The 21,806-nt window shown below is 59.6% G+C and carries 23 protein-coding genes and 1 pseudogene; 11 read left to right on the forward strand and 13 right to left on the reverse strand.

Features of this window, described 5'->3' with window-relative positions; genetic code table 11:
* Positions 1–61: 61 nt before the first annotated feature.
* The 3 genes from gcvH to AKJ29_RS20055 all read right to left on the reverse strand — a co-directional run bounded on the left by gcvH (position 62) and on the right by AKJ29_RS20055 (position 1,934).
* The gene (gene gcvH, locus AKJ29_RS11615) at positions 62–427 is read right to left on the reverse strand and encodes a glycine cleavage system protein GcvH (RefSeq protein ID WP_055191055.1); all 366 of its coding nucleotides are present in this window, start codon (positions 425–427) and stop codon (positions 62–64) included.
* Between the two features lie 65 nt (positions 428–492).
* Entirely contained in the window at positions 493–1,590 is a 1,098-nt protein-coding gene (gcvT, locus tag AKJ29_RS11620) for a glycine cleavage system aminomethyltransferase GcvT (RefSeq protein WP_055191057.1), read from the reverse strand.
* Positions 1,591–1,679: 89 nt separating this feature from the next.
* Positions 1,680–1,934: an adenine nucleotide alpha hydrolase family protein gene (locus tag AKJ29_RS20055; RefSeq protein WP_074963725.1), complete on the reverse strand. Its 255-nt coding sequence runs from the start codon at positions 1,932–1,934 to the stop codon at positions 1,680–1,682.
* Positions 1,935–2,184: 250 nt separating this feature from the next.
* Between AKJ29_RS20055 and AKJ29_RS11630 the strand changes: the two genes are divergently transcribed.
* The 7 genes from AKJ29_RS11630 to modC all read left to right on the forward strand — a co-directional run bounded on the left by AKJ29_RS11630 (position 2,185) and on the right by modC (position 7,858).
* Positions 2,185–2,799, forward strand: coding sequence for a helix-turn-helix domain-containing protein (locus AKJ29_RS11630; RefSeq protein ID WP_055191059.1), 615 nt, complete (start codon positions 2,185–2,187; stop codon positions 2,797–2,799).
* Between the two features lie 133 nt (positions 2,800–2,932).
* Positions 2,933–3,637 (forward strand): ABC transporter permease, encoded by a 705-nt coding sequence (locus AKJ29_RS11635; protein ID WP_055191061.1) that lies wholly within the window; start codon positions 2,933–2,935, stop codon positions 3,635–3,637.
* Complete coding sequence (locus tag AKJ29_RS11640; RefSeq protein ID WP_055191063.1) at positions 3,637–4,356, forward strand: ATP-binding cassette domain-containing protein; 720 nt, start codon at positions 3,637–3,639, stop codon at positions 4,354–4,356. The genes AKJ29_RS11635 and AKJ29_RS11640 overlap by 1 nt, the downstream gene beginning before the upstream one ends.
* Positions 4,353–5,147, forward strand: a complete 795-nt coding sequence (locus AKJ29_RS11645; protein WP_055191065.1) for an ABC transporter substrate-binding protein — start codon at positions 4,353–4,355, stop codon at positions 5,145–5,147. Before AKJ29_RS11640 ends, AKJ29_RS11645 begins: the two co-directional genes overlap by 4 nt.
* Before the next feature lie 164 nt (positions 5,148–5,311).
* Positions 5,312–6,079 carry a molybdate ABC transporter substrate-binding protein gene (gene modA / locus AKJ29_RS11650; protein ID WP_055191067.1) on the forward strand — a complete coding sequence of 256 codons (768 nt, stop codon included), beginning with the start codon at positions 5,312–5,314 and terminating at the stop codon, positions 6,077–6,079.
* Positions 6,079–6,777, forward strand: coding sequence for a molybdate ABC transporter permease subunit (gene modB, locus AKJ29_RS11655; RefSeq protein WP_055191069.1), 699 nt, complete (start codon positions 6,079–6,081; stop codon positions 6,775–6,777). The genes modA and modB overlap by 1 nt, the downstream gene beginning before the upstream one ends.
* Positions 6,770–7,858 carry a molybdenum ABC transporter ATP-binding protein gene (modC, locus tag AKJ29_RS11660; protein WP_055191071.1) on the forward strand — a complete coding sequence of 363 codons (1,089 nt, stop codon included), beginning with the start codon at positions 6,770–6,772 and terminating at the stop codon, positions 7,856–7,858. Before modB ends, modC begins: the two co-directional genes overlap by 8 nt.
* 296 nt (positions 7,859–8,154) lie before the next feature.
* Here modC and AKJ29_RS20585 read toward each other — a convergent pair.
* Positions 8,155–8,235 (reverse strand): annotated as a pseudogene (locus AKJ29_RS20585) (IS6 family transposase); the annotation flags it as partial.
* A gap of 66 nt (positions 8,236–8,301) precedes the next feature.
* Here AKJ29_RS20585 and AKJ29_RS11665 point away from each other — a divergent pair.
* Positions 8,302–8,538: a hypothetical protein gene (locus AKJ29_RS11665; RefSeq protein WP_055191073.1), complete on the forward strand. Its 237-nt coding sequence runs from the start codon at positions 8,302–8,304 to the stop codon at positions 8,536–8,538.
* A 61-nt stretch (positions 8,539–8,599) separates the two neighbouring features.
* Here the strand turns inward: AKJ29_RS11665 and AKJ29_RS11670 are convergent, their stop codons facing one another.
* The 6 genes from AKJ29_RS11670 to AKJ29_RS11695 all read right to left on the reverse strand — a co-directional run bounded on the left by AKJ29_RS11670 (position 8,600) and on the right by AKJ29_RS11695 (position 15,129).
* On the reverse strand, positions 8,600–9,262 hold the full coding sequence (locus AKJ29_RS11670) for a response regulator transcription factor (RefSeq protein WP_055191075.1): 663 nt from the start codon (positions 9,260–9,262) through the stop codon (positions 8,600–8,602).
* Between the two features lie 63 nt (positions 9,263–9,325).
* Positions 9,326–10,957, reverse strand: coding sequence for a Na/Pi cotransporter family protein (locus AKJ29_RS11675; RefSeq protein ID WP_235477503.1), 1,632 nt, complete (start codon positions 10,955–10,957; stop codon positions 9,326–9,328).
* 24 nt (positions 10,958–10,981) lie between these two features.
* Positions 10,982–11,752, reverse strand: coding sequence for an amino acid ABC transporter ATP-binding protein (locus AKJ29_RS11680; protein WP_055191077.1), 771 nt, complete (start codon positions 11,750–11,752; stop codon positions 10,982–10,984).
* Positions 11,753–11,771: 19 nt separating this feature from the next.
* Positions 11,772–12,872 (reverse strand): amino acid ABC transporter permease, encoded by a 1,101-nt coding sequence (locus AKJ29_RS11685; RefSeq protein WP_055191079.1) that lies wholly within the window; start codon positions 12,870–12,872, stop codon positions 11,772–11,774.
* A 4-nt stretch (positions 12,873–12,876) separates the two neighbouring features.
* Positions 12,877–13,971, reverse strand: a complete 1,095-nt coding sequence (locus AKJ29_RS11690; RefSeq protein WP_235477505.1) for an amino acid ABC transporter permease — start codon at positions 13,969–13,971, stop codon at positions 12,877–12,879.
* Positions 13,972–14,115: 144 nt separating this feature from the next.
* Positions 14,116–15,129 (reverse strand): amino acid ABC transporter substrate-binding protein, encoded by a 1,014-nt coding sequence (locus AKJ29_RS11695; protein WP_055191081.1) that lies wholly within the window; start codon positions 15,127–15,129, stop codon positions 14,116–14,118.
* Positions 15,130–15,457: 328 nt separating this feature from the next.
* On the opposite strand from AKJ29_RS11695, the gene serB reads away from it, so the two are divergent.
* Genes serB through AKJ29_RS11710 form a run of 3 tightly spaced genes read left to right on the forward strand, consistent with a single transcriptional unit; the run spans position 15,458 to position 19,499 of the window.
* Positions 15,458–16,336 (forward strand): phosphoserine phosphatase SerB, encoded by an 879-nt coding sequence (gene serB, locus AKJ29_RS11700; protein WP_055191083.1) that lies wholly within the window; start codon positions 15,458–15,460, stop codon positions 16,334–16,336.
* Positions 16,336–17,334 carry an amino acid ABC transporter substrate-binding protein gene (locus tag AKJ29_RS11705; protein ID WP_235477508.1) on the forward strand — a complete coding sequence of 333 codons (999 nt, stop codon included), beginning with the start codon at positions 16,336–16,338 and terminating at the stop codon, positions 17,332–17,334. The genes serB and AKJ29_RS11705 overlap by 1 nt, the downstream gene beginning before the upstream one ends.
* Positions 17,331–19,499: an ATP-binding response regulator gene (locus AKJ29_RS11710; RefSeq protein WP_074963722.1), complete on the forward strand. Its 2,169-nt coding sequence runs from the start codon at positions 17,331–17,333 to the stop codon at positions 19,497–19,499. The genes AKJ29_RS11705 and AKJ29_RS11710 overlap by 4 nt, the downstream gene beginning before the upstream one ends.
* A 205-nt stretch (positions 19,500–19,704) precedes the next feature.
* Here AKJ29_RS11710 and AKJ29_RS11715 read toward each other — a convergent pair whose 3' ends face one another.
* Genes AKJ29_RS11715 through AKJ29_RS11725 form a run of 3 tightly spaced genes read right to left on the reverse strand, consistent with a single transcriptional unit; the run spans position 19,705 to position 21,791 of the window.
* A complete protein-coding gene (locus AKJ29_RS11715) occupies positions 19,705–20,439 on the reverse strand; it encodes a hypothetical protein (protein WP_055191087.1) in 735 nt (244 codons plus the stop codon).
* 1 nt (position 20,440) lies between these two features.
* On the reverse strand, positions 20,441–20,866 hold the full coding sequence (locus AKJ29_RS11720; protein WP_139231404.1) for a hypothetical protein: 426 nt from the start codon (positions 20,864–20,866) through the stop codon (positions 20,441–20,443).
* A complete protein-coding gene (locus tag AKJ29_RS11725) occupies positions 20,856–21,791 on the reverse strand; it encodes a cation diffusion facilitator family transporter (protein ID WP_055191091.1) in 936 nt (311 codons plus the stop codon). The genes AKJ29_RS11720 and AKJ29_RS11725 overlap by 11 nt, the downstream gene beginning before the upstream one ends.
* Positions 21,792–21,806: the final 15 nt, after the last annotated feature.

The following is a 21,806-nucleotide window of genomic DNA, read 5'->3' on the forward strand; positions in this document are numbered from 1 at the left end:
TTGCGTGGGAGGGTCCCCCGCCGGGACGGGTCCGGCGGGGCCGTGAGGGGATGTGGTGGATTTAACCGATAAAGGTTTTGTAGCCGTCCAGATCCATCAGATCTTCCAGCTGCGCAGCGTCGGACAGTTTGATCTTGTAGATCCAGGCACCGCTTTCCGGGCTTTCATTGAGCGAACCGGGGTTGCCTTCCAGATCCTCGTTCACTTCGACGACAACGCCGTCCACCGGAGCATAGATCTCAGAGGCGGCTTTGACCGACTCGATCACACCGATCTCATCGCCTTTTTCAAATTCATCATCGGCTTCTTTTTGCTCGATGAAAACAACTTCGCCCAGCTGGTCGGCAGCGTGTTGGGTGATACCGATCGTGGCGGTGTCCCCTTCAACGGTCAGCCATTCATGTTCTTCGGAATAATAGGTGGTCATAGGGACTCTCCTGTCTGGTAGTGGGGCGCGGCGGGAAAGGTAGTCGCCGCGCCGTTTTCAAAGCGTTAGCGTTTGTAGTTCTGCTGGACGAAGGGCAGGGCAACAATCTCAGCCGGTTGTGCCTTGCCGCGGATGATCAGATTGACCTTCTCGCCTGTTTCGCCATGTCCTTTGGCAACATAGCCCATGGCAACCGGACCACCAACCGTGGGGCCAAAGCCACCCGAGGTGATCTCGCCGATGGTGTTGCCGTCTGCGCATTGGATTTCCACACCCTGACGGGCGGGCGCGCGGCCTTCGGGCTTGATGCCCACCAGTTTGCGGGCCGGTCCCTCAGCCAGTTCCTTTTGAACGCGATCAGCCCCCGGAAACCCGCCTTCTTCCTTGCGGCGCTTCTGGATTGCCCAGCTCAGGGACGCTTCGATCGGCGAGGTGTCATTGTCGATATCGTTGCCATAAAGGCAAAGACCGGCCTCAAGGCGGAGCGAGTCACGCGCGCCGAGGCCTGCGGGTTCACAATCCTCATGGGCAAGGAAAGCACGGGCCAAGTCGACGGCTTTGTCTTCCGGGATCGAGATTTCATAGCCATCTTCGCCGGTATAGCCCAGACGCGAGATGCGGCATTCGATGCCGTTGATGTCAGCCACGGTGGTTTCCATGAATTTCAGCTCGCGCGCAGCGGGGCAAAGCTCGCCCACCACGTCTTCGGCTTTCGGGCCCTGCACGGCCACCAGTGCGCGGTCGAAGATCTCGGTCACTTCAACGCCATCCAGATGGGCCTTCATATGCGGGATGTCCTGGTGACGCATCGAGGCGTTGACCACAACAAAGAAATACTCACCGGCGTTTGAGACGATCAGGTCGTCCATGATGCCGCCGTTTTCATTGGTGAAGAAGCCGTAGCGGGCCTTGCCCTCTTTCAGGGTTGCATAGGCCTGTGGGCAGATGGTTTCCAGCTTCTCACCGATGTTTTCGCCTTTCAGGATCACCTGACCCATGTGGCTGACGTCAAAGAGGGCGGCCTTCTCGCGGCAATGCTTGTGTTCGCCCATGATCCCCATCGGGTATTGCACGGGCATTTCCCAGCCGGCGAAATCAACCATCTTGCCGCCAAGTTCCACATGCAGGTCATAAAGCGGGGTGCGTTTGGGGGCATCGGTCATGTCAGTGCCTTTCCTCTGAGCTCGGCGGGCCCGCCGCCAGTAATGTCGTGTAGGATAGAGTGCCGATGACCGGCACTCGTTGATTTTTGTCAGTCGCGCACAACGGTCACAGTGCAATATGCGTTGCGCACCACGCGGGCCAGGTTCGGGCCGATTTCGTAATTCGGGAAATCGCCCTTGGACGAGGCCATGATGATGTGGTCAAAGCCTTCCTTATGGGCCAGCTTCAGGAGCGGCATGAATTGCAGCATCACCTGAAGCAGAAACCCTACCCCAAGAAACAGGATCAGCGGCTCCCACACGACGCCATTGATTGCACCTACGATATCGTTCAACGCTTCCATGGTTTCCTCTCCATAGCGCTCATCCCGCCGCGCCAATTTCGGCCTGACCCGTTTGGCGCGGTTTGGTCTGGTTCACGTGTCGCTTTTGGTGGTCGGAGCGGCGTCTTTTCCTCAGCGTTACGCGAAGCGCGTTCCTTATAGGAAACTTTTCCACAATGGGCAACAAAAGTATGCCGATGTGCACATGTCGGGATTTTGACATGTAAAGTGTGCAGGGATAGGCTTTTAGAAAATAGGGAGAAAAGTGCCGATGGAATGGATTCCACGTGAGGAAAACATTGCAAATGCGGATGTAGAACAGGCCCCGGATGGTGAGGTTCTGGGTAAAATGATTCGAGAAGCGCGCAAGGATAAAGGGCTGACACTGGAAGAAGCCGCAGGGGCGGCAGGTATTGGCAGGTCGACCCTGTCCAAGATCGAAAACAACCAGACAAAGCCCAGTTTCGATATCATTCGCCGCCTGATGCAGACACTGGAACTGGAAACCCCACAGCTTTTCGTGCAATCCGCCAAGTCCGATATTTCTGGCCGCCGCGATTTCACCCCGTCAGGGCAGGGCGAACACAAGGAAACGCGCACCTATGACCATGAACTCCTGTGCAACGAACTGACGTCAAAACGCATGGTGCCCTATATCTCGACCATCAAGGCGCGCGAGGCGGCGGATTTTGATGGTTGGGTGCGTCACAGCGGCGAAGAGTTCATGTTTGTCCTCTCCGGCACGCTGACACTTTATACCGAACATTACCGCCCCTTGCAGATGGGGCCGGGCGACAGTGTCTATTATGACAGTGGAATGGGGCATGGCTGCGTGTCGACCAGTAAGGAAGACGCCAAGGTGCTGTGGGTGTCGCTGCAAGACTGAGCAGAACATCCGGTATACCGCAGGATGCGGGGGCGCATCCTGCCCGCCACCTGTCGCAACCTGCTGCTTGCGCGTCCGGTATTCTGATAGGTTTCGTCAGACGTGAAACCGGGATGACCAGCGGGGATGATCCATGAATGATCTGTGGGACGGGATGGTGCAGGCCGTGTGGCTTCTGATCTCGCTTGACCGCGATCTGGTCGAGATCACTTTGCGCAGCCTTGCCGTCACCTGTTCCGCCGTGGTGATCGCTTCGGCCATCGCCCTGCCGCTTGGCGCGTTGCTGGCGGTGCGCCGGTTCCGACATCGCCGTCTGACCATCGCGGTTCTGAATGCGCTGATGGGTCTGCCCCCCGTGGTTGTAGGGCTGATCGTCTATGTGATCTTCTCACGTTCCGGTCCCCTGGGGGTCATGGGGCTGCTGTTCACGCCAACCGCCATGATCATTGCGCAGGTCATTATCATCGTGCCGCTGATTGCGTCGATCACGCAGCAGGCGTTGCGAGAGCTCTGGTCTGATTACCGCGATCTTCTGATCTCGCTGAACACTTCCCTGCCGCAGCGCCTGGGCACGCTGTTGTGGGATGGACGTCGCGCCCTCCTGACGGCTGCGCTGGCGGGGTTTGGTCGTGCGATTGGCGAAGTCGGGGCGATCATGATTGTGGGCGGCAATATCGACCACCACACCCGGGTGCTGACAACCGCCATTGCGCTGGAAACCGGCAAGGGGGAGTTTGCCATGGCGCTTGGGCTGGGCTTTATCCTGATTGGCCTTGCCGTCGCGGTGAATATCGCCATCCACACCCTTAGCCATACCGAACAGGAGGGACGTTGGTGATGTCCTCCCAATCCCTCTTTCCGATCAAAGCCCGCGCAGTCACCGTGCGCCGTCGGGGCCGAAACCTGATCGGTCCGCTTGACCTGACCGTAGAAGGGCAGGGGGTCACGATTGTCCTTGGTCCAAACGGGGCCGGTAAGACCACGCTTTTGCGGGCGCTGCATGGGATCGAGCGGCTGAGTGGCGGACAGATCACCTATGGCTGCCCACGGCCCGAGGCGCTGGCCGCCCAGGCATTTGTCTTCCAGACCCCGGTGATCATGCGGCGCAGTGTGCGCGAAAACATGTCCTATCCGCTGGCCCTGCGCAAAATGCCCAAGACTGACATCGCGGCACGGGTGGAAGAGGTGGCGGATCGGGTTGGTCTGAGCTTTGCCCTGAACCGCCCCGCGCGGGTCCTGTCGGGCGGAGAACGCCAGAAGCTCGCCCTTGGTCGTGCCCTGACCCTGCGACCGGAACTTTTGTTTCTTGATGAGCCCTGTGCCTCGCTGGATGGGCGCGCCACCCGTGAGATCGAGGATGTGTTGCAGCACGAGATTTCACGCGGCCGCCGGATCATCATGTCGACCCACAATCTTGGCCAGGCCCGCCGTCTGGCCCAGGATGTCTGGTTTGTCCACAAAGGCCAGATCCATGAGGCCGCCCCGGCGGACCAGTTTTTCAACACCCCCGCCACCGAAGCGGCGCGGGCATTCATAAACGGAGATATTGTCGAATGAAGAAGATCCTGACGGGGTTTTTTGCCCTCCTGTTGCTGACCGGGCTGGCACAGGCGGACAGTATGAAGATGGCGGTCACCACCTCATTTCACAATTCTGGTCTGGCCGAAGTGCTGTTGCCGGAAATCCAGAATGATCTGGGGCTTGAAGTGCAGCTTCTGGTCGTGGGTACCGGGCAGGCGCTGAAGCTTGGCCGGGCAGGGGATGTGGATGCCATCCTCGTGCATTCGCGCAAATCCGAAGAGGCGTTTGTGGCTGAAGGCTTTGCCCCCCATCGCACCGAGATCATGTATAACGACTTTGTGTTGATCGGCCCGAAATCCGACCCGGCGCAGATTGCCGGCGCCAACAGTGCCGCAGATGCCTTGGCGCGTATTGCCAAAGCCGAGGCGCCTTTCGTCAGTCGCGGCGATGATAGCGGCACCCACAAAAAGGAACGCAGCCTCTGGGTGGCAGCCGAAGTGGCCCCGGCCGGGGACTGGTATCGGGAAGTGGGGGCGGGCATGGGCGCGTCGCTCAATACCGCTGCCGGGATGGGGGCCTATATCCTTTCGGACCGCGCCAGCTGGCTGAACTTTGCCAATAAGGCCGATCAGGCACTGCTTTTTGCGGGGGACAAGGTTCTGTTCAATCAATACGCCTATTTGCCGATCAGTGCGGAACGCCACCCGCATGTGAAATCTGAACTGGTCGCAAAACTTGAGGCTTGGCTGGTCTCGGACCGGGCAAAAGCCCTGATCGACGGCTATCGTCTGTCGGGTGAACAGCTTTTCACCTTCAATGCAAAGTAACGGCGGGGGCGCAGGCTTCTCCTCCGCCCGCCTTTTTCGTAATGACCCGAAATTTTTGCCCAAACCCTAAGGGGTTTGGGCTTTGCCCTGAAAAGGGCAGCGCAGGCGCCGCCTCAGATTAATTTGATCTTGTCGCTCTTGCCTAAACCCGTCACTCTCCGCACATGTTTTCGCGCCTGATCAAATCCCTTATGGCCCTTGCGCTTTCCGTGTGCTTTGCGGTGCCATCCGTGGCCGGTCAGGTCACAATCTTTGCCGCGGCCAGCCTGAAAACCGCGTTGGAGGATCTTGCGCCGGTTTTGGAAAATGCCACCGGGCATGAGCTGACCCTGTCTTTTGCCGGCACCTCGGCGCTTGCGCGGCAGATCGAGTATGGCGCCCCTGTTGATATCTTTATTTCCGCCAATCCCGACTGGATGGATTATCTGGAGGCCAAAGGTCTGACCCAGCCCACCAGCCGGACTGACCTTGTTGGCAACCGGCTGGTCCTGGTGGGGCAGGGGGCGGCGGCTGATCTCAACAACAGTTTCGACTTTGGTGCCCGCCTGAAGGGAGGGCGGCTTGCCATGGCGCTGGTTGATGCGGTGCCTGCCGGTATTTATGGCAAGGCGGCGCTGCAATCGCTGGGCAAGTGGGAGGCGCTGATGCCGCAGGTTGCGCAGGCCGACAATGTGCGCGCTGCCCTTGCTCTCGTGGCACAGGGGGCCGCTCCGCTGGGGATTGTCTATGAAAGTGACGCAAAGGCTGAACCACGCACCCCTGTTATCGGTGTCTTCCCGGCGGATACGCATCCGCCGATCCGCTATCCGGCGGCGTTGACCCTGGGCGCAGCTGGTGACGCGCGCGAGGTGCTCGACTGGCTAATGGGTCCTCGTGCGCAGGATGGTTTCCGAAGCCACGGGTTTCAGGTTCCGGGGCAGGGGATGCAATGATGGACTGGCTGGGGCCACAGGAATGGGACGCGGTGCGCCTGTCGCTCAAGGTTGCCTTCTGGGCAACGCTTCTGGCCCTGCCGCCGGGTGTGCTGGTGGCGTTACTCCTCGCACGAGGGCAGTTTTTCGGCAAACAGATCTTGAACGGGCTGGTGCATCTGCCGCTGGTCATGCCGCCGGTGGTGACAGGGTATCTGCTGTTGGTGGGCTTTGGTCCCAACGGGCCTTTGGGCTGGCTGTTCGGGCAGATTGGTGTGGTGTTTGCGTTCCGCTGGACCGGGGCCGCCCTGGCCGCGGCCATTATGGGATTTCCTTTGATGGTGCGGGCCATCCGCCTGTCAATCGAGGCGGTGGATCGCAAGTTGGAACAGGCCGCGTCGACCCTTGGGGCCTCGCAGGTCATGGTGTTTTTCACCGTCACCTTGCCGTTGATCCTGCCCGGCCTGCTGACCGGGGCAATCCTGGCCTTCGCCAAGGCGATGGGAGAGTTCGGCGCCACCATTACCTTTGTGTCCAACATTCCCGGTCAGACCCAAACCCTGCCATCGGCCATTTACGCGTTCTTGCAAGTGCCAGGTGGCGAGGCGGCGGCCACGCGCCTTGTGGTGATCTCAATCGCCATTGCGATGGTTGCTCTTGTCGCCTCGGAAGTGCTGGCGCACCGATTGGCCAAACGGATCGGGGGCGAGGATGCTTGACGTCCGGCTGAAACACCGGTTTTCCGGCATGGATCTGGATCTGGACTTTACAGCTCCGGATGGGCTGACCGTGCTTTATGGGGCGTCTGGGTCCGGCAAGACAACTGTCGTGAATGCGGTGGCAGGTCTGTTGCGCCCGGATCAGGGTCGGGTTGTGGTCGGGGACGAGGTGCTGGGGGATACGTCACGGGGGATCTGGCTGCCGCCACACAAGCGCGGGTTGGGTTATGTGTTTCAGGAAGCGCGGCTGTTTCCACACCTGACCGTGCGTCAGAACCTTGCTTACGGGGGCTGGTTCGGCCGCCGTCCCTCGGCACCCGATACTGTTGCCAGCTTTGATCAGGTGGTCGACATGCTGGCTATCGCCCCGTTGCTTGCCCGTCGTCCCGCCAGCCTCTCGGGCGGGGAAAAACAGCGTGTTGCCATTGGGCGTGCCTTGCTAGCCCGTCCAAAATTGCTTTTGGCGGATGAGCCCCTCGCGGCGCTGGATCAGGCGCGGAAATCTGAAATTCTGCCCTATTTCGAACGGCTGCGGGATGAGATCGCGTTGCCGATCCTCTATGTCTGCCATGCCCCCGAAGAAGTCGCGCGTCTGGCCACCACCGTTGTGGCGCTGGATCAGGGGCGGATCCTCAAAGTGGGGCCGGCAGAAGACGTGCTGGCGGATCCGGGCTTTACCCCGCAAGGCCCGCGCGCCGTGGGCGCCATTTTGCGGGCGCAGGTGGCTGTTCAGCACGAGGATGGCCTGACCGAGCTGGACGCAGGAGGCGTACCGCTTTTTGTCCCCCATATCCAAAAACCTACCGGGAGCAGGCTGCGCCTGCGCATTGCCGCTCAGGATGTGATTCTGGCCCGGGACCTGCCCGGTGATATGTCTGCGCTCAATGTCTTGCCGGGCGTGATTGAAGAGCTGCGTGTGGGGGATGGTCCGGGGGCCATCGTATCCCTGACGACACCCGCAGGAAAACTCCTGGCCCGGATCACCCGCCGGTCCGCCGGCTCCATGCAGCTTGCACCGGGACAGCCCATGAACGCGATCGTGAAAACCGTTGCCATCGCACCCGAGGATGTGGGGCGTTAATTCCGGCTCTTTTGTAAACTTTTCGGCAGGCCGCAATCGCCCTTCTGATAGGCACAATTATGCTGCGCGCTGCTGTTCAAGCCACGCCATTGTCTCTGGCATGACACATGGCCCAACACCAAAGGCACGTTCGATCATGCGCTTTTCGCCGATGGGGTCGCGGGTCAGATTGAACATGCGGCCTTTTCTGTGTTGATCTTACTGGGTTTTTTCCAGTCCTTGCAGCCCTTTATGGCCTTGCCCAGAAAGCGGGTCGCCTTATTATTGAGACACAATAATGAAGGCGAAACGCTTTAGCTGATGCCACAGCGGCAGTCCCACCGACCCGCCCAAAGCACGACCTCACCCGTGAAATGACGCCCTTTGAAAGCACTCATGGCTTGCCTCCTTCGACACCGCCTTGCCAGCTTGAAAAAAGTTGAGAAAAGCTTGCAACAGAGCCCTTGGCATTGCGTAAAAAAATGCCAATCCGCGAGAGATTGCGGCGAGCTGGCCTGTCCCGCAATGCCATCAGGATGTACCTGCTCGAAGGCGCGGTTGAGCTGAAGTTCAAGACGCCAGCGCGGCCGAGAAAACTTGATCTATACGTAGGCCGGCTGTTTGCCTTGCTTCTGGCACAGACACGGAAGTCGCGCACAGAACGCCGCACCGTGAAGCAAATGCACGCTGATCTGGCGTAACTCAGGGTCAGGCTTCAAACCCAATAGATGACGAGTGTCGCGAGGGCGAGGGTCGATCTTTTCAGTCTTCGGATACGGACGGAGGAACGGCCCCTTCCTGCCGGAAATTCGCGACTGTTTTCAGGCGTGAGGTGGTGCCGATCTGTTTGAAGATGGCCGATACATGGGATTTGATTGTGCTTTCGGACAGGTCAAGTAATCTTGCGATTTCCTTGTTGGCCAACCCCTTGCACATCAGCTCAAAGACATCGCGTTGCCGGGGGGTGAGGCTTTGCTCGGGCCGTTCGGAAACATCCAAAGGCACCGGTGTCTCTGCCGTCATCCCTCCTTGCAGATAAGAGCGGGGCAGGAAGATCTCGCCTTCCAGGATCAGGGACACTGCGTGTATCAGGACCTGCGGGTCCGCTGATTTGGGGATGAAACCATCCGCTCCAGCCTCCAGTGCGACCCTGATCAGATCATAATCCGTGTGCCCCGAGATCAGCGCCACCGCATTTGAGGGATCGAACTGCTTGAGGCGGATCAGCCCGTCAATTGCATCGGAATCCGGCAGGTGCACATCCAGCAGAACCAGATCAACCGTGTTCTCTGCACCCAGAAAGGCCAGCGCGTCCGATACCGTCTCGGTCCCTTCGACACGCATGCCCGAAAAGGCACCTTCCAGTAGGTTCTTCGCACCTGCCCGGATCAGATGATGGTCATCCACGATTAACACAATAGTCATTGCCTGCGCTCTCCCCCTATCCGCAGCAAGACTAGCAGTTCAGGTATGCTGTTTCCATGGCTATCAGTGCATCATGACAGAGCTGTCCCGGCCTCCGATCTTGGATGCAGTGTAAATATGATAATAGATGCGTGAAAAATCCCGAAGCAGTTCGTTATGCAACGATGTGGTGCTGATCGAGGACAGGGTGCCCTCGGCAAGGCGACTGAAATGGGCCTGGCGGCTTTCGTCCACCATCCGCTCCAGTTCCTTGCGTCCCTTTTGCAGTGTCTTGCGTACCTTGGCGTCGCCAAGCAGCGCGGCGGACAATGCGAGACGGATACCCTGATGGATCATCTCCAGCATCTCCAGCAACTCGGCGGCTCCGGCATCCGAGAACCGGATCTGCTCTTGCGAGGTCGAGGCTGTCAGTTCGACGGCATTCGTTACCAGTTCTGAAACATGGCCCAAATTGGTCGCGATCAGCAGCAGGTTCATCGCCTTGGCACTGTCACCTTCCGAGATTTCCTCGCGGGTGATATCGGTCAGATAGAACTTGAACTCCTCCAGCATCTTGGCGACTCGCGTTTGATTTTCTTGGGCGCCCTGCACATCGACCTGATCTCGTGCGGCGATGCCAACCGACAGCAGGGCCAGGGAATCCTCGATCCTCTCATTTACCCGGTAAAGCTCACGCGTGGCACTGGTTAGGGCCAGAACGGGCGAAGAGATCAGTTCCTTATCCAGATATTTTGTGACCGGTTCGGCGGCGCCGACGCCGGGATCGGGAAAGACACGCGCCAGCAGGGAAGCGGCGGTCTGTACCCAGGGCAGGAACAGCGTGGCCACCAGCAGGTTGAATGCCATGTGGAAATTCACCAGTGCCTGCGCTGCGCCGCCAAAGGATTGGAGTTGGTCGCTTACCCAGGGCAAGAACGGCAACACCAGCAGGCTGGCAAGCAGCTTGAAACCTGCGTTGCCAAGGGCGGCGTGCTGGCTTTGGGGGCCGGTGCTGAGCGTTGCGATGATCGGAGGGATTGTGCCGCCGATATTGGCCCCCAGAATCATGATCAGCCCGGTGCCAGCGGGAACGATGCCCGCGCTGGCTAGCGAGGCAGTCAGCAGCACCACCGCCAGACTGGAATGCACCAGCCAGGTCAGCACCGCCATCAGGAACAGGGTCAGAAGGGCCTCGCCCTCAAGCGCCGAAAGAACATAGGCCAGCCCGTCGGCTTCTCGCAACGGCTGTGAGGACATGCGGATCAGGCTGAGCGCCAGCAGAACCATGCCCAGCCCGACGATGGCGCGACCGATTTGGCGGGTAGCGAAGCGTCCACCCCGGCCATGCAGGAAAAAGCCTATCAGGATGGCCGCGTAGGCCAGCCAGGACAGGTTGAACGACAGAATCTGGGCCGAGATCGACGTCCCCACATCCGCCCCCAGCATCACCGCAAGCGCCGCTGGCGTCTGTACCAGCCCCTTGGAGGCGAAGGACGATATGATCAATGCCGTCGCGGTGCTGCTTTGCAGGAATACCGTGATCGCCAGCCCAACCCAGAATGAGGTGAACCGGCCACTGATCGCCAGCCCGAGATAATGCCGAAGTGAGCCGCCAAAGGCACGGATGAACCCCGTGCGGACAAGACGAATGCCCCAAAGCATCAACGCTACAGATCCAACGATCTGCACAAGTACAACCGTGCTGGTAATGGCCAATCCTCCCTTTTGGTTCCGACTGAATCAGTGTGACAGGATCTGGCTCAGGAATTTCTGGGTGCGATCCACCTGCGGATTATCAAAGAACGCGGCTGGCGTGTTCTGTTCGACGATCTCGCCGCCATCCATGAAGATCACCCGATCGGCCACCGATCGGGCAAAGGCCATTTCATGCGTGACGCAGATCATGGTCATGCCGGTGTCGGCCAGCTCGATCATCACGTCCAGCACCTCCTTGATCATTTCGGGATCAAGCGCAGAGGTCGGCTCGTCAAACAGCATTACCGAAGGGTTCATGCACAGCGAACGCGCGATGGCGACGCGTTGTTGTTGGCCGCCGGACAGCTGGCCGGGATACTTGTCCTTCTGCGCACCGATGCCGACCCGCTCCAGATAGCGGCAGGCGGTTTCCTCGGCCTCATCGCGCGGCATGTTGCGCGCCCAGACCGGGGCAAAGCACAGGTTGTCGAGGATTGTCATGTGCGGAAACAGGTTGAACTGCTGAAACACCATGCCGACCTCGCGGCGGATATGGGTGATGTTCTTGATGTTCTCGTTCAGCACGGTGCCGTTTACGGTGATCATGCCTTCCTGATGCTCTTCCAGGTGGTTGATGCAGCGGATCAGGGTTGATTTCCCCGATCCCGACGGGCCGCAGATGACGATGCGCTCGCCCTTGGATACGGTCAGGTCGATATCCTTTAGGACATGGAACTCGCCGTACCATTTGTTAACCTTTTGCATCTCGATGACGGTTTCGCCGGATGCGATATGGCTTTCGATTTTGACAGTCATTGGTGTCTCCAGTGTTCGATTAGCGCGTGGAACCGGCAGGTCCGCGACGTTCAAGAGCGCGTCCGTAAAGGCTGAGGCTGTAGCAGATCAGCCAGTAGACAAAGGCGGCGAATACATAGGCCTCAGCCTGGAAACCCAGCCATTCGGGGTCGAGTGCGGCCCCCCGGACCATGCCCAGGAAATCCAGAAGGCCGACGATGATCACCAGCGAGGTATCCTTGAACAGCGCGATGCAGCGTCCGATCAGCGGGGGCAGGACATGGCGCAGTGCCTGGGGCACCACGACAAAGATGATCGTGCGGGCCGGCGACACACCCAGCGCAAGCGAGGCCTCAGTCTGTCCCTTGGGGATGGCCTGCAGCCCGCCGCGCACGACCTCGGCCATGTAGGCGGACGAGAACAGGATCATGCCGATCTGGATGCGCAGCAGGTTGTTGATCACCAGATCCGGCGGCAGGAACAGCGGCATCATCACCGAAGCCATGAAAAGGATGGTAATCAGCGGAACGCCCCGGACCAGTTCGATAAAGGCGACGCAGATTGCCTTGACCGCAGGCGATCCGTAATGGCGCCCCAGCGCCAGCAGAACACCCAGCGGGATCGAGACGATCACACCGACCAGCGCCAGCAGCACCGACAGCATCAACCCGCCCCAAAGCGATTGATCAACTTCTTGCATGCCGAAGGCACCGCCGATCATGATCAGGGCAAAGATTGGAAGCAGCGCCCAGGCTACGATCAGGGCAATTCCGCGGATCCGGTCGGCATATGTAAACCCGGCCAGAACCAGCAGCGCAATCGTGGCGATGGCGGGGCGCCAGGACAGGTCCTGTGGATAGACACCGACCATCAGAACCTCGAACTTCGCTTGCAGGAAGGGCCAGCAGGCACCCGCGTTTTGCCGACATGTCTCGTCGTTGCCGAAGAAGGTGGCGTTGATCAGCAGCCACTCGATCAGATTGGGGACAACGGCCAGCAGTACCGCTAGAAGGGACAGCGTGATTGCGGTGTCCTTCCAGCCGCCGAACATATTGGCGCGCAGCCAGGCGATCGGTCCGATCTGTGACGCGGGTGCCGGGCGCGCGGCTTTGGGCTGGAACAGGATGGAATCTTGAGACATTGCGTTACCTTTCAACAAGCTGCACACGGGCGTTCAGCGTGTTCATGCCCAGCGAGATGATGAGGTTGATGGTCAGATAGACCGCCATCCACATTGCGATAATTTCGATCGCCTGACCGTTCTGGCCGATGATCGTCCCCCCGACCGAAACCATGTCGGGATAACCGATCGCTACGGCGAGAGAGCTGTTCTTGACCAGGCTGGCATAGTCGTTGGTGGTTGCAGGGATCGTCACGCGAAGCGCCTGCGGCAGCAGAACCATCCGCGTCACCACGCCGCTGGAAACACCCAGGGCATTGGCGGCTTCGATCTGTCCGGCATGAACCGACTGGATGCCACTGCGCACGTTTTCGGCGACATACGCTGCGGTATAGAGAACCAGACCGATCAGCAGCGAGGCAAACTCGGGTTTGATCGACAGACCGCCTTTGAAGTTGAACCCTTTGTAGACCGGCAGTTCACTGGTCAGAGGCTGCCCGCTGGCCAGAAAGGCGAGCCCGCTCAGGGCAAGGAAGATCGTCAGCCCACCGCGAAGCCCGGGCACCGAACGGCCGGTACGCACCTTATAGGATTTGGCCCAACGCCAGAACATCACCGCCAGAACCAGCGCCACGGCAGAGGCCCCAAGAAACAGTCCGATCCCGTCTTCGGCAACCGGCCGGGGCAGGTAGAACCCGCGTTTGGACAGGAAGATACCGTCGCTCAGCGCGATGGCATCGCGCGGATGCGGCAATGCGGCCAGCACCACCGTATAGATGAAGAAAAGCGTCAGCAGCAGTGGCAGGTTGCGCAGGGTCTCGACGTAAATGGCTGCGCCCTTGGCCAGCAGCCAGTTGCGCGATACCCGCGCGACGCCGATGACGATCCCCAGCAGGGTTGAGAACACGATGGCCAGAACCGAGACAAAGAGCGTGTTCAGGATCCCGACCAGAAAGGCATATCCGTAGCTACGGGTCGGGGAATAGTCGATCAGACTGTCGCCGATGGGCAGGCCCGCCTCATGGCCGAGAAAGGCGAAACCGCTCTCGATCCCACGGATGGCCAGGTTTTCCTGCGTATTCGTGAACAGGACATAAAGGATCGCGAGTACGACGAACAATACCCCTCCCTGTGACAGGAGTGAGCCCGGGGACCAGGCTGCCGTTTTCTTGGATGAAGGCATATCAGGATTCACCATTCTGTTTCTGAGGACGGTCGACCCAAAAGGCCGACCGCGAGTGTTTCAGATCAAGGATAGGAGCTATCAGCGAACCGGCATCGCATAGAGAATGCCGCCATCGGTCCACAGCGCGTTTACGCCGCGCTCCAGACCCAGCGTTGCGGTCAGGTTGCGCTCATAGATCTCGCCATAGTTGCCAACCGCGCTGATCGTATCGACCATCCACGTGCTGTTCAGCCCGAGGAAACCACCGGTGTCGCCGGACGTTCCCAACAGTCGCTGGATGCTCGGATTGGTCGAGCTTTCCTTCATCTCGGCAACATTGGCCTGGGTCACACCCATTTCCTCTGCGGTGATCAGCCCGTATACGACCCAGGTCACGATGTCCTTCCACTGGTTGTCGCCATGTGCGACAAACGGGGCGAGGGGCTCTTTCGAGATGATCTCGGGCAGGATCTTGTGTGCCGACGGGTCAGCAAAGCCCGCGCGGAAGGCCGCAAGCTGGCTGGAATCCGTGGTCAGGGCGTCACACCGGCCCGAGGCATAGGCCTCGACCGCCTCGCGTTTTCCCTCGAAGACCACCGGCTCAAGGGTCAGACCGTTGGCACGGGCGAAATCGGCCATGTTAAGCTCGGTCGTGGTGCCCGTCGTCAGACAGACGGTCGCCGCGTCCAGTTCCTTCGCACTGGTTACACCAGCATCGGCGCGCACCATGAAGCCCTGACCATCGTAATAGACGACCGAGGTGAAATCGACGCCTTCGGCCGAATCACGCTTCATGGTCCAGGTGGTGGTGCGCGAGGTCATGTCAACCTGACCGCTGGAAACGGCCAGCACCTTTTGCTTGGAGGCCAGAGGCACGAACTGCACGGCGTTTGCATCGCCCAGCGTTGCCGCCGCGACCGCACGGCAGATGTCCGCGTCCAGACCGGTCCAGACCCCTTCGGAGTTCGGGTTCGAGAAGCCCGGCACGCCTTCGCTGACACCACAGGCCAGTTCGCCTGCCGCCCGGACATCGTCCAGCTTGCCCGCATGGGCGCTGGTCGCCATCGCGGCAATCGCTGTTGCCAGGATCACGAGTGATTTTTGGTTCCGCATTTTATCCTCCCAGTTCTGCGTCACGCGCGGCCTTGTGTCCCTGTTGCAGGCATCGACCGGCTTAAGGGCAAGACTAGGTAGAGGCCCGCCATCGGGATATTGGCCTGAAGGGGGAGGCGGGCGGTTTTCGGGCCCTACCCGATCGCCCGATCCGGCACCAGGGGACTAGTCCTTATGGATGAATTCGATTTTAACGTCATATTATCAATGTCTTGTCATCCCCGTTTTGGGACACCACTCCCCGAGTGGCCTCGTCATTCAGGCGTATTGGTCATTCGCCGCGATGGGGTCATACCTGAGGTGTTCAGGGCAGGAGAGGAGAAATACGATGACAAGATTTCTGATGATACCAGGTGAAAACGGTGCGAGCGCGGCCAATTTCGCCGACTTTGTCAGCCATGTCGGCGCCACTGCGGGGCCGGCCACGTCTTCATCGACGCACATATTCGATACATCACCGACCGCTGGTGAACCCGTTGGCGAACGGGCCCGGTTGCGCGAAATGGCCGCACGACAGGGGATGGATATCTGTTTCCTGCGCGGCAATCCGTTCAAGCATCAGTTGCTGGTGGCGGATATGGAAGCGACGATCATTCTCGATGAAATGCTCGACCTTCTGGCCGAGGAACGCGGCCAGGGTACCGAGGTCGCCGCAATCACGGCCCGTGCCATGGCGGGCGAACTGGACTTTGCCCAGTCGCTGACCGAGCGCACCCGGCTGTTGGCAGGAACTCCGCTGGCCCAGCTTGAGGCGCTCTGCCAGCGTATCCGGCTGGCCCCCGGCGCCCGGGCGCTGGTGCAGACCATGCGCACAGCAGGCGCCCGCACGGTTCTGGTAACTGGCGGCTATGGGATCTTCGCTCAAGAGGTCGCCCGGCTTTGTGGGTTCGATCATGTGGTGGCTAACAATCCGGTGATTGAGGGGGGCGTCATGACCGGTGCGCTCGAATTGCCGATCTGTTCCGCCGAGACCAAGCGCGAAGTGCTGTTGGCCGAATGCGCCGCCCTAGGCATCGGACCGGAAATAGCCTGTTGCATTGGCGATGGAGCAAATGACATGTTGATGCTGCGGGCCTGTGGCCTGCCGGTCAGCTATAGGGGGAAACCGGTCGTGCAGGAAATCGTCGATCTTAACATTACGCAGGGCGACCTGACCGCCGCGCTGTTCGCGCAGGGCTTTACTGCAGAAGAGATCGAGAGGCGGTGATGCAGTTTCGCGGTGCGATGATACTTGGTCTTTGGCTGGCGGCTGCGCTGAGCGCACAGGCCAGCGAGGGCGATACTGGCACTGCGATCCGGGATCGCGGCTATCTGCTGTGTGGCGTCGGCAATGATGATCCGGGTTTTGCAACGCTGCGCTATGATGGCGAATGGACCGGGTTCGACGTCGATTTCTGCCGCGCGGTGGCGGCGGCCATACTGGGCGACGCAACGGCGGTGGAATTTGTTCCGTTGGACAGCCTGAACCGGCTTGAGGTTCTGGCCCGGGGCGAGGTGGATGTATTGTTTCGCACCACCACCTATACCTTTGACCGGGACGTGAACGCCGCGCTCGAATTCCCGGCCATCACCTATTATGACAGCCAGAAAGTGCTGGTCTATGCCGATACAGGCGCCCGCACTCTTTCGGATCTGGCCGGCAAGACGATCTGCGCCAATTCCGGCACCACCAGCATCACCAATATCCGTCAAAGGATCGACAGTATGGGCGGCGAGATCGGCATTCAGGAATACGCCTCGCAGGCGGGGCGGTGGCGGGCGTTTTTTGGACGGGAATGCGAGGCGGTGACCGCCGATGGCAGCGATCTGGCCGCGATGATGGCAAGCCGCCCCGGCTATCGTGACGATTTTGTCCTGCTCGGGGACGAGATCGCGAACGAGCCGCTGGGACCGGTCGTGCGCGAGGATGACCGGCAATGGGAGCAGATCGTCCGCTGGGTGATCAACCTGACCCTGGTCGCCGAGACAGCCGGGATCGGACAGACCAGCAATCCGGAAGAGATTGCCAGTCTTCCCCTGCCTGCAGGCTCCGATCTGGGTGTGGTTGACACCTGGGAGGCAGAGGTGATCCGCCAGGTTGGCAATTACGGTGATATCTTCAGCCGCAATCTGGGTGACGGCTCTGAGCTGAGGATGGCGCGCGGGCGCAACGCGCTCTGGACGGACGGCGGCCTGATGTATCCCCTGCCGATGACACCGCCATGATACGCAGGGTGCAGGTAAGTGTTGGGCGGATCGTCTTTCTGGCGCTGTTCTGCATGTCACTTGGGGCGTTGGCGATCGGCTTTGTCTCGGTTTATGGCGCCCAAACCTTTCGCCAGGAATTCGAGCGGCTGGTCGACGAGGACCTGCCGCAGGCGACGGTGGCAACCCGACTGAACGCCGAGATCCTCGGGCTGACCAGTCTGGTCGGATTGCTGGTCTCCGCCGAGACCGAGATCGCTGCGGCCACCACCCTTATTCAGCTTCAGGATCAGCTCGACGCGATCGAACGGCAAAGCCGCGACCTGAGCGGTTTTACCCTGCGGCCCGGCGAATACTCCGATATCGAAACCGCGCTGGCCCAGCTCACCGAAAACCTGGATAGCTTGGTCGCGCTGAACACACTTCGCCTGCGCAGTGAGGCCGGGATGCTCGCATTGTCGGAGCGGGCAACCGGGGTATCCGCCGAACCGGACGCGCGGCTGGCCTTCCTGCTCTGGCGTCAGGACCTTGATGCCGCGAACTGGACGCGCGAGCTCCGTGCGCTGGGGCAGCGGCTTGACGCGTTGTTCGCCCCGGACCAGACCCGCCCGCTGGCGGTGATCGGGCACGAGATGCTGGCAATGCGCCGAACCCTGCTGGAAACGGAAACCGTGCTTCGCGGACGGCTCAAGAACCATATCCAGCTGTCCTATCGGCTGGCCGACAGCACCCGGTTCATGTCCTCGCGCCTGATTTCCGGGGCCAACCAGCGCGGCGATGCCATCCTGTCACTGATTCGGACGAATATGTACCTGATCCTGATCAGTTTTCTGATCTTTGCGACGATCAGTGCGTTCATCTACACTTTTCTGGACAAGCAGGTGGTCGGTCGAGTGCAGAAACTGACCCAGCGCATCCGCGCCTATGAAGGGAGCGGACGCGAGCCTGATCCGGTTGGGCGCAACGAGATTACCCTGATCGAGACGGCCTTTTCGAACTTGACCGCAACGATCGCCGAACGCGAGGGTCGTCTTGTTGCGCTGAACCAATTGGCCAGCGACGCCCGGCTTGAGGCGGAGGAGGCCAACAGGTCGAAGTCAGAGCTTCTGGCCGCGGCCAGCCATGACCTGCGTCAGCCAGTGCACGCCATGGGGCTTTTGATCGGCGGCATCGACCGCAGTGCGCTGGATGTCGCCTCGTGCGAAACTCTGGATCAGCTGGCGCGGCTGACGCAGGAAACGATGCAGCTGTTCAATTCGATCCTCGACCTGTCAAAGCTGCAAGCCGGAACCTTTACCGCAGCACAAGAGCCGATCCGGCTGGCCGAGTTGTTCGGGCGCATAGAGGCCGCGTTCGGAAAACGCGCCGAACTGGCGGGTGCAACTCTGGACATTGCGCGGCCGGCATCTGACCTCTGCGTACTTGGCGACGATCAGGCGCTTTATCGCATCCTGGGTAACCTGATTGACAATGCGATCCAGTATGCGGGCGGCGGGCACATCAGACTTCATTGTGCCATAGAAGGGGAAAACTGCACCATCACGGTCGAAGATGATGGGCCCGGCTTTGTTCTGGATGGCGACAAACCGGATATGTCCGGTCGCAGGCAAAGCAGTGCAGGTTACGGTCTGGGCCTGTCGATCTGCTTTGCCCTGGCGAAGGCGATGCAAAGCCAGATGACGATTGATCGGCCCGAGGCGGGCGGGATGCGGTTCTCACTGCCGCTGCCGCAGGTCGTCCTGACAGAGGCACACCCTCGGGCGCTGCCGGATTCGTTGCTCGGGGGCACCGCGCTTGACGGGGTAAGCATTATCCTTCTCGAAGACGAGCCCGAAGTGCGCGCCGCGACCCTTCAAAGCCTCAGGCGTCTGAAGTGCGACGTCACGGACTGCGCGTCGCGGGAGGATGCACGGCGGCTCATCTCACAACAGACAGGGCCGTTCCTGTTGATCACCGATCTGGATCTTGGACGAGGACATCAGGTCTGCTCGCTCGTTGACGAGGTGCTGGAGACTGCCGCGGGTCTTGCCGGTGTCATCGTCACCACGGCCAGTCCTGCTGCGGTACCAGAGGCCTGGCGCCGGACGGGCAATGTCGCCGTTCTGGAAAAACCGTTCTCAGTCAGTCGACTGGTGCGTCTGGTCCGTTTCCTAGCCAAACGGCGCAATAGTATTAGCGACACCTGAACCGCGCCTCCTATTGGCCATGATGCCAGCGGCGCTGGCCGTAACCTCCGCCCTTATCTTTTCGAGAGATTTCCCCCAGGGTGTTTCCCATGACCTCGTGAACGATTGACACAGGCGGCATATCTAATTGACTGAAGGAGGTTTCACTGAAACGCTCGAAACCTACTGATGTTGCGGGCGTTTCGAAATCAACTTGTGTCTCAAGTTAATCTCGAAACGCTTTAGCGCGCCAGCACATGTCGCACGCCGGATCACCTTTTGACAAAGTAACAGGGCGGGTGTAGTGCCCGCGATCACCGTCTCCTGCAATGATATCCGCACCAGGCCAGTCATAGGTGCACCAACTGCGTCTAAATACCTCCAGAACCCTGGGGTCGTTGGTTTCCTCAGAAAGACGGCGCGCAAAGGACTGCGGCGGACAATGAGTGAAACGGGTGAGGATGTCGTCGCCTTGACGTATGATACGAACTTCGTACCCAGGCGCCCCCGGTGCGTTGAACGGAAACCAGAGCAACATGCGAATTGTCCAGCGTAGACGCCGCCCGGGATCTCGTGTGATTAACCCGATGACGGAAGTGCTGGGTAAGAGCAACCTGCGATAGATGCCCCAGCCGAGGTCACTGACGATTTGAGCAGCAACATTTGGTTCCACCCCAAGTTTTCGCAAAACACGGTCTGCAGAAACTGTGTAGATTGTCGCCTCAACCATCAACTGGTTGCCAAAGGACGGCAGGTTTTCCAGCCCTGCCACCGGGCGTAGCGTGTCCACGTCAGCTTTCATATCTGCAATAAACTTCTCTATTTCCCTCTCAAGCCAGCGGATCTGACGTCCCTCAGCGTCGACAAGCGAGCGATCGACCAAAACACGCTTGGCCGCTTTTACGACAACGCGCCGAAACCTATAGCTGACGATGCGCCATCTGAGCGGCGGGGTGTCCATATTACGTGGCCTTTGCGGACTGGCCATAAATAAGCCAGCCATAGAGCAAACCACCGATAACAGCCGGGATGACCCCGCTCAGTATAAACAAGGTCATGTTTTCGACGCTTCCAAAATAGCCCAATTGGGCATCGATTTTACTGCAAATCCAGGTGCAGTAGCTGCCAACGGAGGCCATCACGAGTGCAGCCCCCAAGATGGCCTTGCCACCATGGAACCGCTCTTCCACCCAGAGATAGGTCAAGGCGCCAATCACCAGCCCCATCGCAATACCGCAGGTCAGGAGCCAGACCAATTTGCCAACGACATGACCTTCCGGAAACAAGTATAATCCCCAAACCATGAAGTAGACTATTCCCGCCGTTGTGGTGAGGGTAACAGCGATTATGAAAAGATGGTGGGGCGTGTGATTGTTGTCACCCGCCATGGCGATGCCCCCCCCTGCGTTCAATTGCCGACAAATCAATTGTTTCGGCGTCGTTTTCATCGAGGCATTGCGTTTCAAGCTGAAGCGTCACGAAGAAGAACCCATAAGTTTCGCGCAGTTTGGAATGCGCCTCTTCCAAGATCGCGTGTTGGGGAGCACCTTCCGCAATGCGCAAATGAGCGGAAAACACATACCGCCCGCTTGTTAAGACCCAGGCATGGGCGTGATGGATGTCCCTGACACCTTCAAGCTTTTCGAGGGCCAGGCTAACCTCTGGCAGGCTGACATCGGGTGGTGTGCCATCCATCAACAGATGCGCCGCCTCCTTAAGGATTTTCCAACTGGCCCAGAGCAAGACAAACCCGAAACCCATGCCAAGAAGCGGGTCGATCAAAAGGAAGCCAGTGTATTGGATCACCAGTGCGGTTACGATGATCAATAGACTTCCGACGAAGGTCTGGATGATGTGCCAGAGTGCCCCTTTGGTGTTGAGATCATCCTTGCTCTGTTTCCACAGCAGGCCAAGCGATATGAACTCGGTAATAAGCCCCCCGGCGGCCGCGATCAGCATCGGGCCTGTCGGAAGATCAATCGGCTCGGATAGGCGCATCGCGGCCATGGCGATGACGACAAGCGCCATGGCCAACAAGAACCCGCCATTGACGAGCGCGCCGATGATCTCGGCGCGATACCAGCCGAAGCTGCGGTTCTCATCTGCAGGCCGTCGCGCCAGATTTGCAGCGACGATGGCGACCAACACCCCCCCCACCGCTGAAAACGTGTGAAACGCATCAGAGATGACGGCGATGGATCCGGTCCAGAGGCCGATCCCCAACTCGATGACGAAGTATATTCCCGTCAGCCAAGCTGAAATGGTCAATCCACGACCGCTGGCAGGCATGTGCCCCTGATGTCCGTTTGCCATAATTCTTCACTCCTT

The organism is Aliiroseovarius crassostreae (assembly GCF_001307765.1).
GTDB lineage: Bacteria > Pseudomonadota > Alphaproteobacteria > Rhodobacterales > Rhodobacteraceae > Aliiroseovarius > Aliiroseovarius crassostreae.

Coding starts and splice junctions, on each gene's coding strand:
- gcvH (WP_055191055.1), bottom strand. CDS start 427: ATGACCACCTATTATTCCGAAGAACATGAATGGCTGACCGTTGAAGGG.
- gcvT (WP_055191057.1), bottom strand. CDS start 1,590: ATGACCGATGCCCCCAAACGCACCCCGCTTTATGACCTGCATGTGGAA.
- AKJ29_RS20055 (WP_074963725.1), bottom strand. CDS start 1,934: ATGGAAGCGTTGAACGATATCGTAGGTGCAATCAATGGCGTCGTGTGG.
- AKJ29_RS11630 (WP_055191059.1), top strand. CDS start 2,185: ATGGAATGGATTCCACGTGAGGAAAACATTGCAAATGCGGATGTAGAA.
- AKJ29_RS11635 (WP_055191061.1), top strand. CDS start 2,933: ATGAATGATCTGTGGGACGGGATGGTGCAGGCCGTGTGGCTTCTGATC.
- AKJ29_RS11640 (WP_055191063.1), top strand. CDS start 3,637: ATGTCCTCCCAATCCCTCTTTCCGATCAAAGCCCGCGCAGTCACCGTG.
- AKJ29_RS11645 (WP_055191065.1), top strand. CDS start 4,353: ATGAAGAAGATCCTGACGGGGTTTTTTGCCCTCCTGTTGCTGACCGGG.
- modA (WP_055191067.1), top strand. CDS start 5,312: ATGTTTTCGCGCCTGATCAAATCCCTTATGGCCCTTGCGCTTTCCGTG.
- modB (WP_055191069.1), top strand. CDS start 6,079: ATGGACTGGCTGGGGCCACAGGAATGGGACGCGGTGCGCCTGTCGCTC.
- modC (WP_055191071.1), top strand. CDS start 6,770: ATGCTTGACGTCCGGCTGAAACACCGGTTTTCCGGCATGGATCTGGAT.
- AKJ29_RS11670 (WP_055191075.1), bottom strand. CDS start 9,262: ATGACTATTGTGTTAATCGTGGATGACCATCATCTGATCCGGGCAGGT.
- AKJ29_RS11680 (WP_055191077.1), bottom strand. CDS start 11,752: ATGACTGTCAAAATCGAAAGCCATATCGCATCCGGCGAAACCGTCATC.
- AKJ29_RS11685 (WP_055191079.1), bottom strand. CDS start 12,872: ATGTCTCAAGATTCCATCCTGTTCCAGCCCAAAGCCGCGCGCCCGGCA.
- AKJ29_RS11695 (WP_055191081.1), bottom strand. CDS start 15,129: ATGCGGAACCAAAAATCACTCGTGATCCTGGCAACAGCGATTGCCGCG.
- serB (WP_055191083.1), top strand. CDS start 15,458: ATGACAAGATTTCTGATGATACCAGGTGAAAACGGTGCGAGCGCGGCC.
- AKJ29_RS11705 (WP_235477508.1), top strand. CDS start 16,336: ATGCAGTTTCGCGGTGCGATGATACTTGGTCTTTGGCTGGCGGCTGCG.
- AKJ29_RS11710 (WP_074963722.1), top strand. CDS start 17,331: ATGATACGCAGGGTGCAGGTAAGTGTTGGGCGGATCGTCTTTCTGGCG.
- AKJ29_RS11715 (WP_055191087.1), bottom strand. CDS start 20,439: ATGGACACCCCGCCGCTCAGATGGCGCATCGTCAGCTATAGGTTTCGG.
- AKJ29_RS11720 (WP_139231404.1), bottom strand. CDS start 20,866: ATGGCGGGTGACAACAATCACACGCCCCACCATCTTTTCATAATCGCT.
- AKJ29_RS11725 (WP_055191091.1), bottom strand. CDS start 21,791: ATGGCAAACGGACATCAGGGGCACATGCCTGCCAGCGGTCGTGGATTG.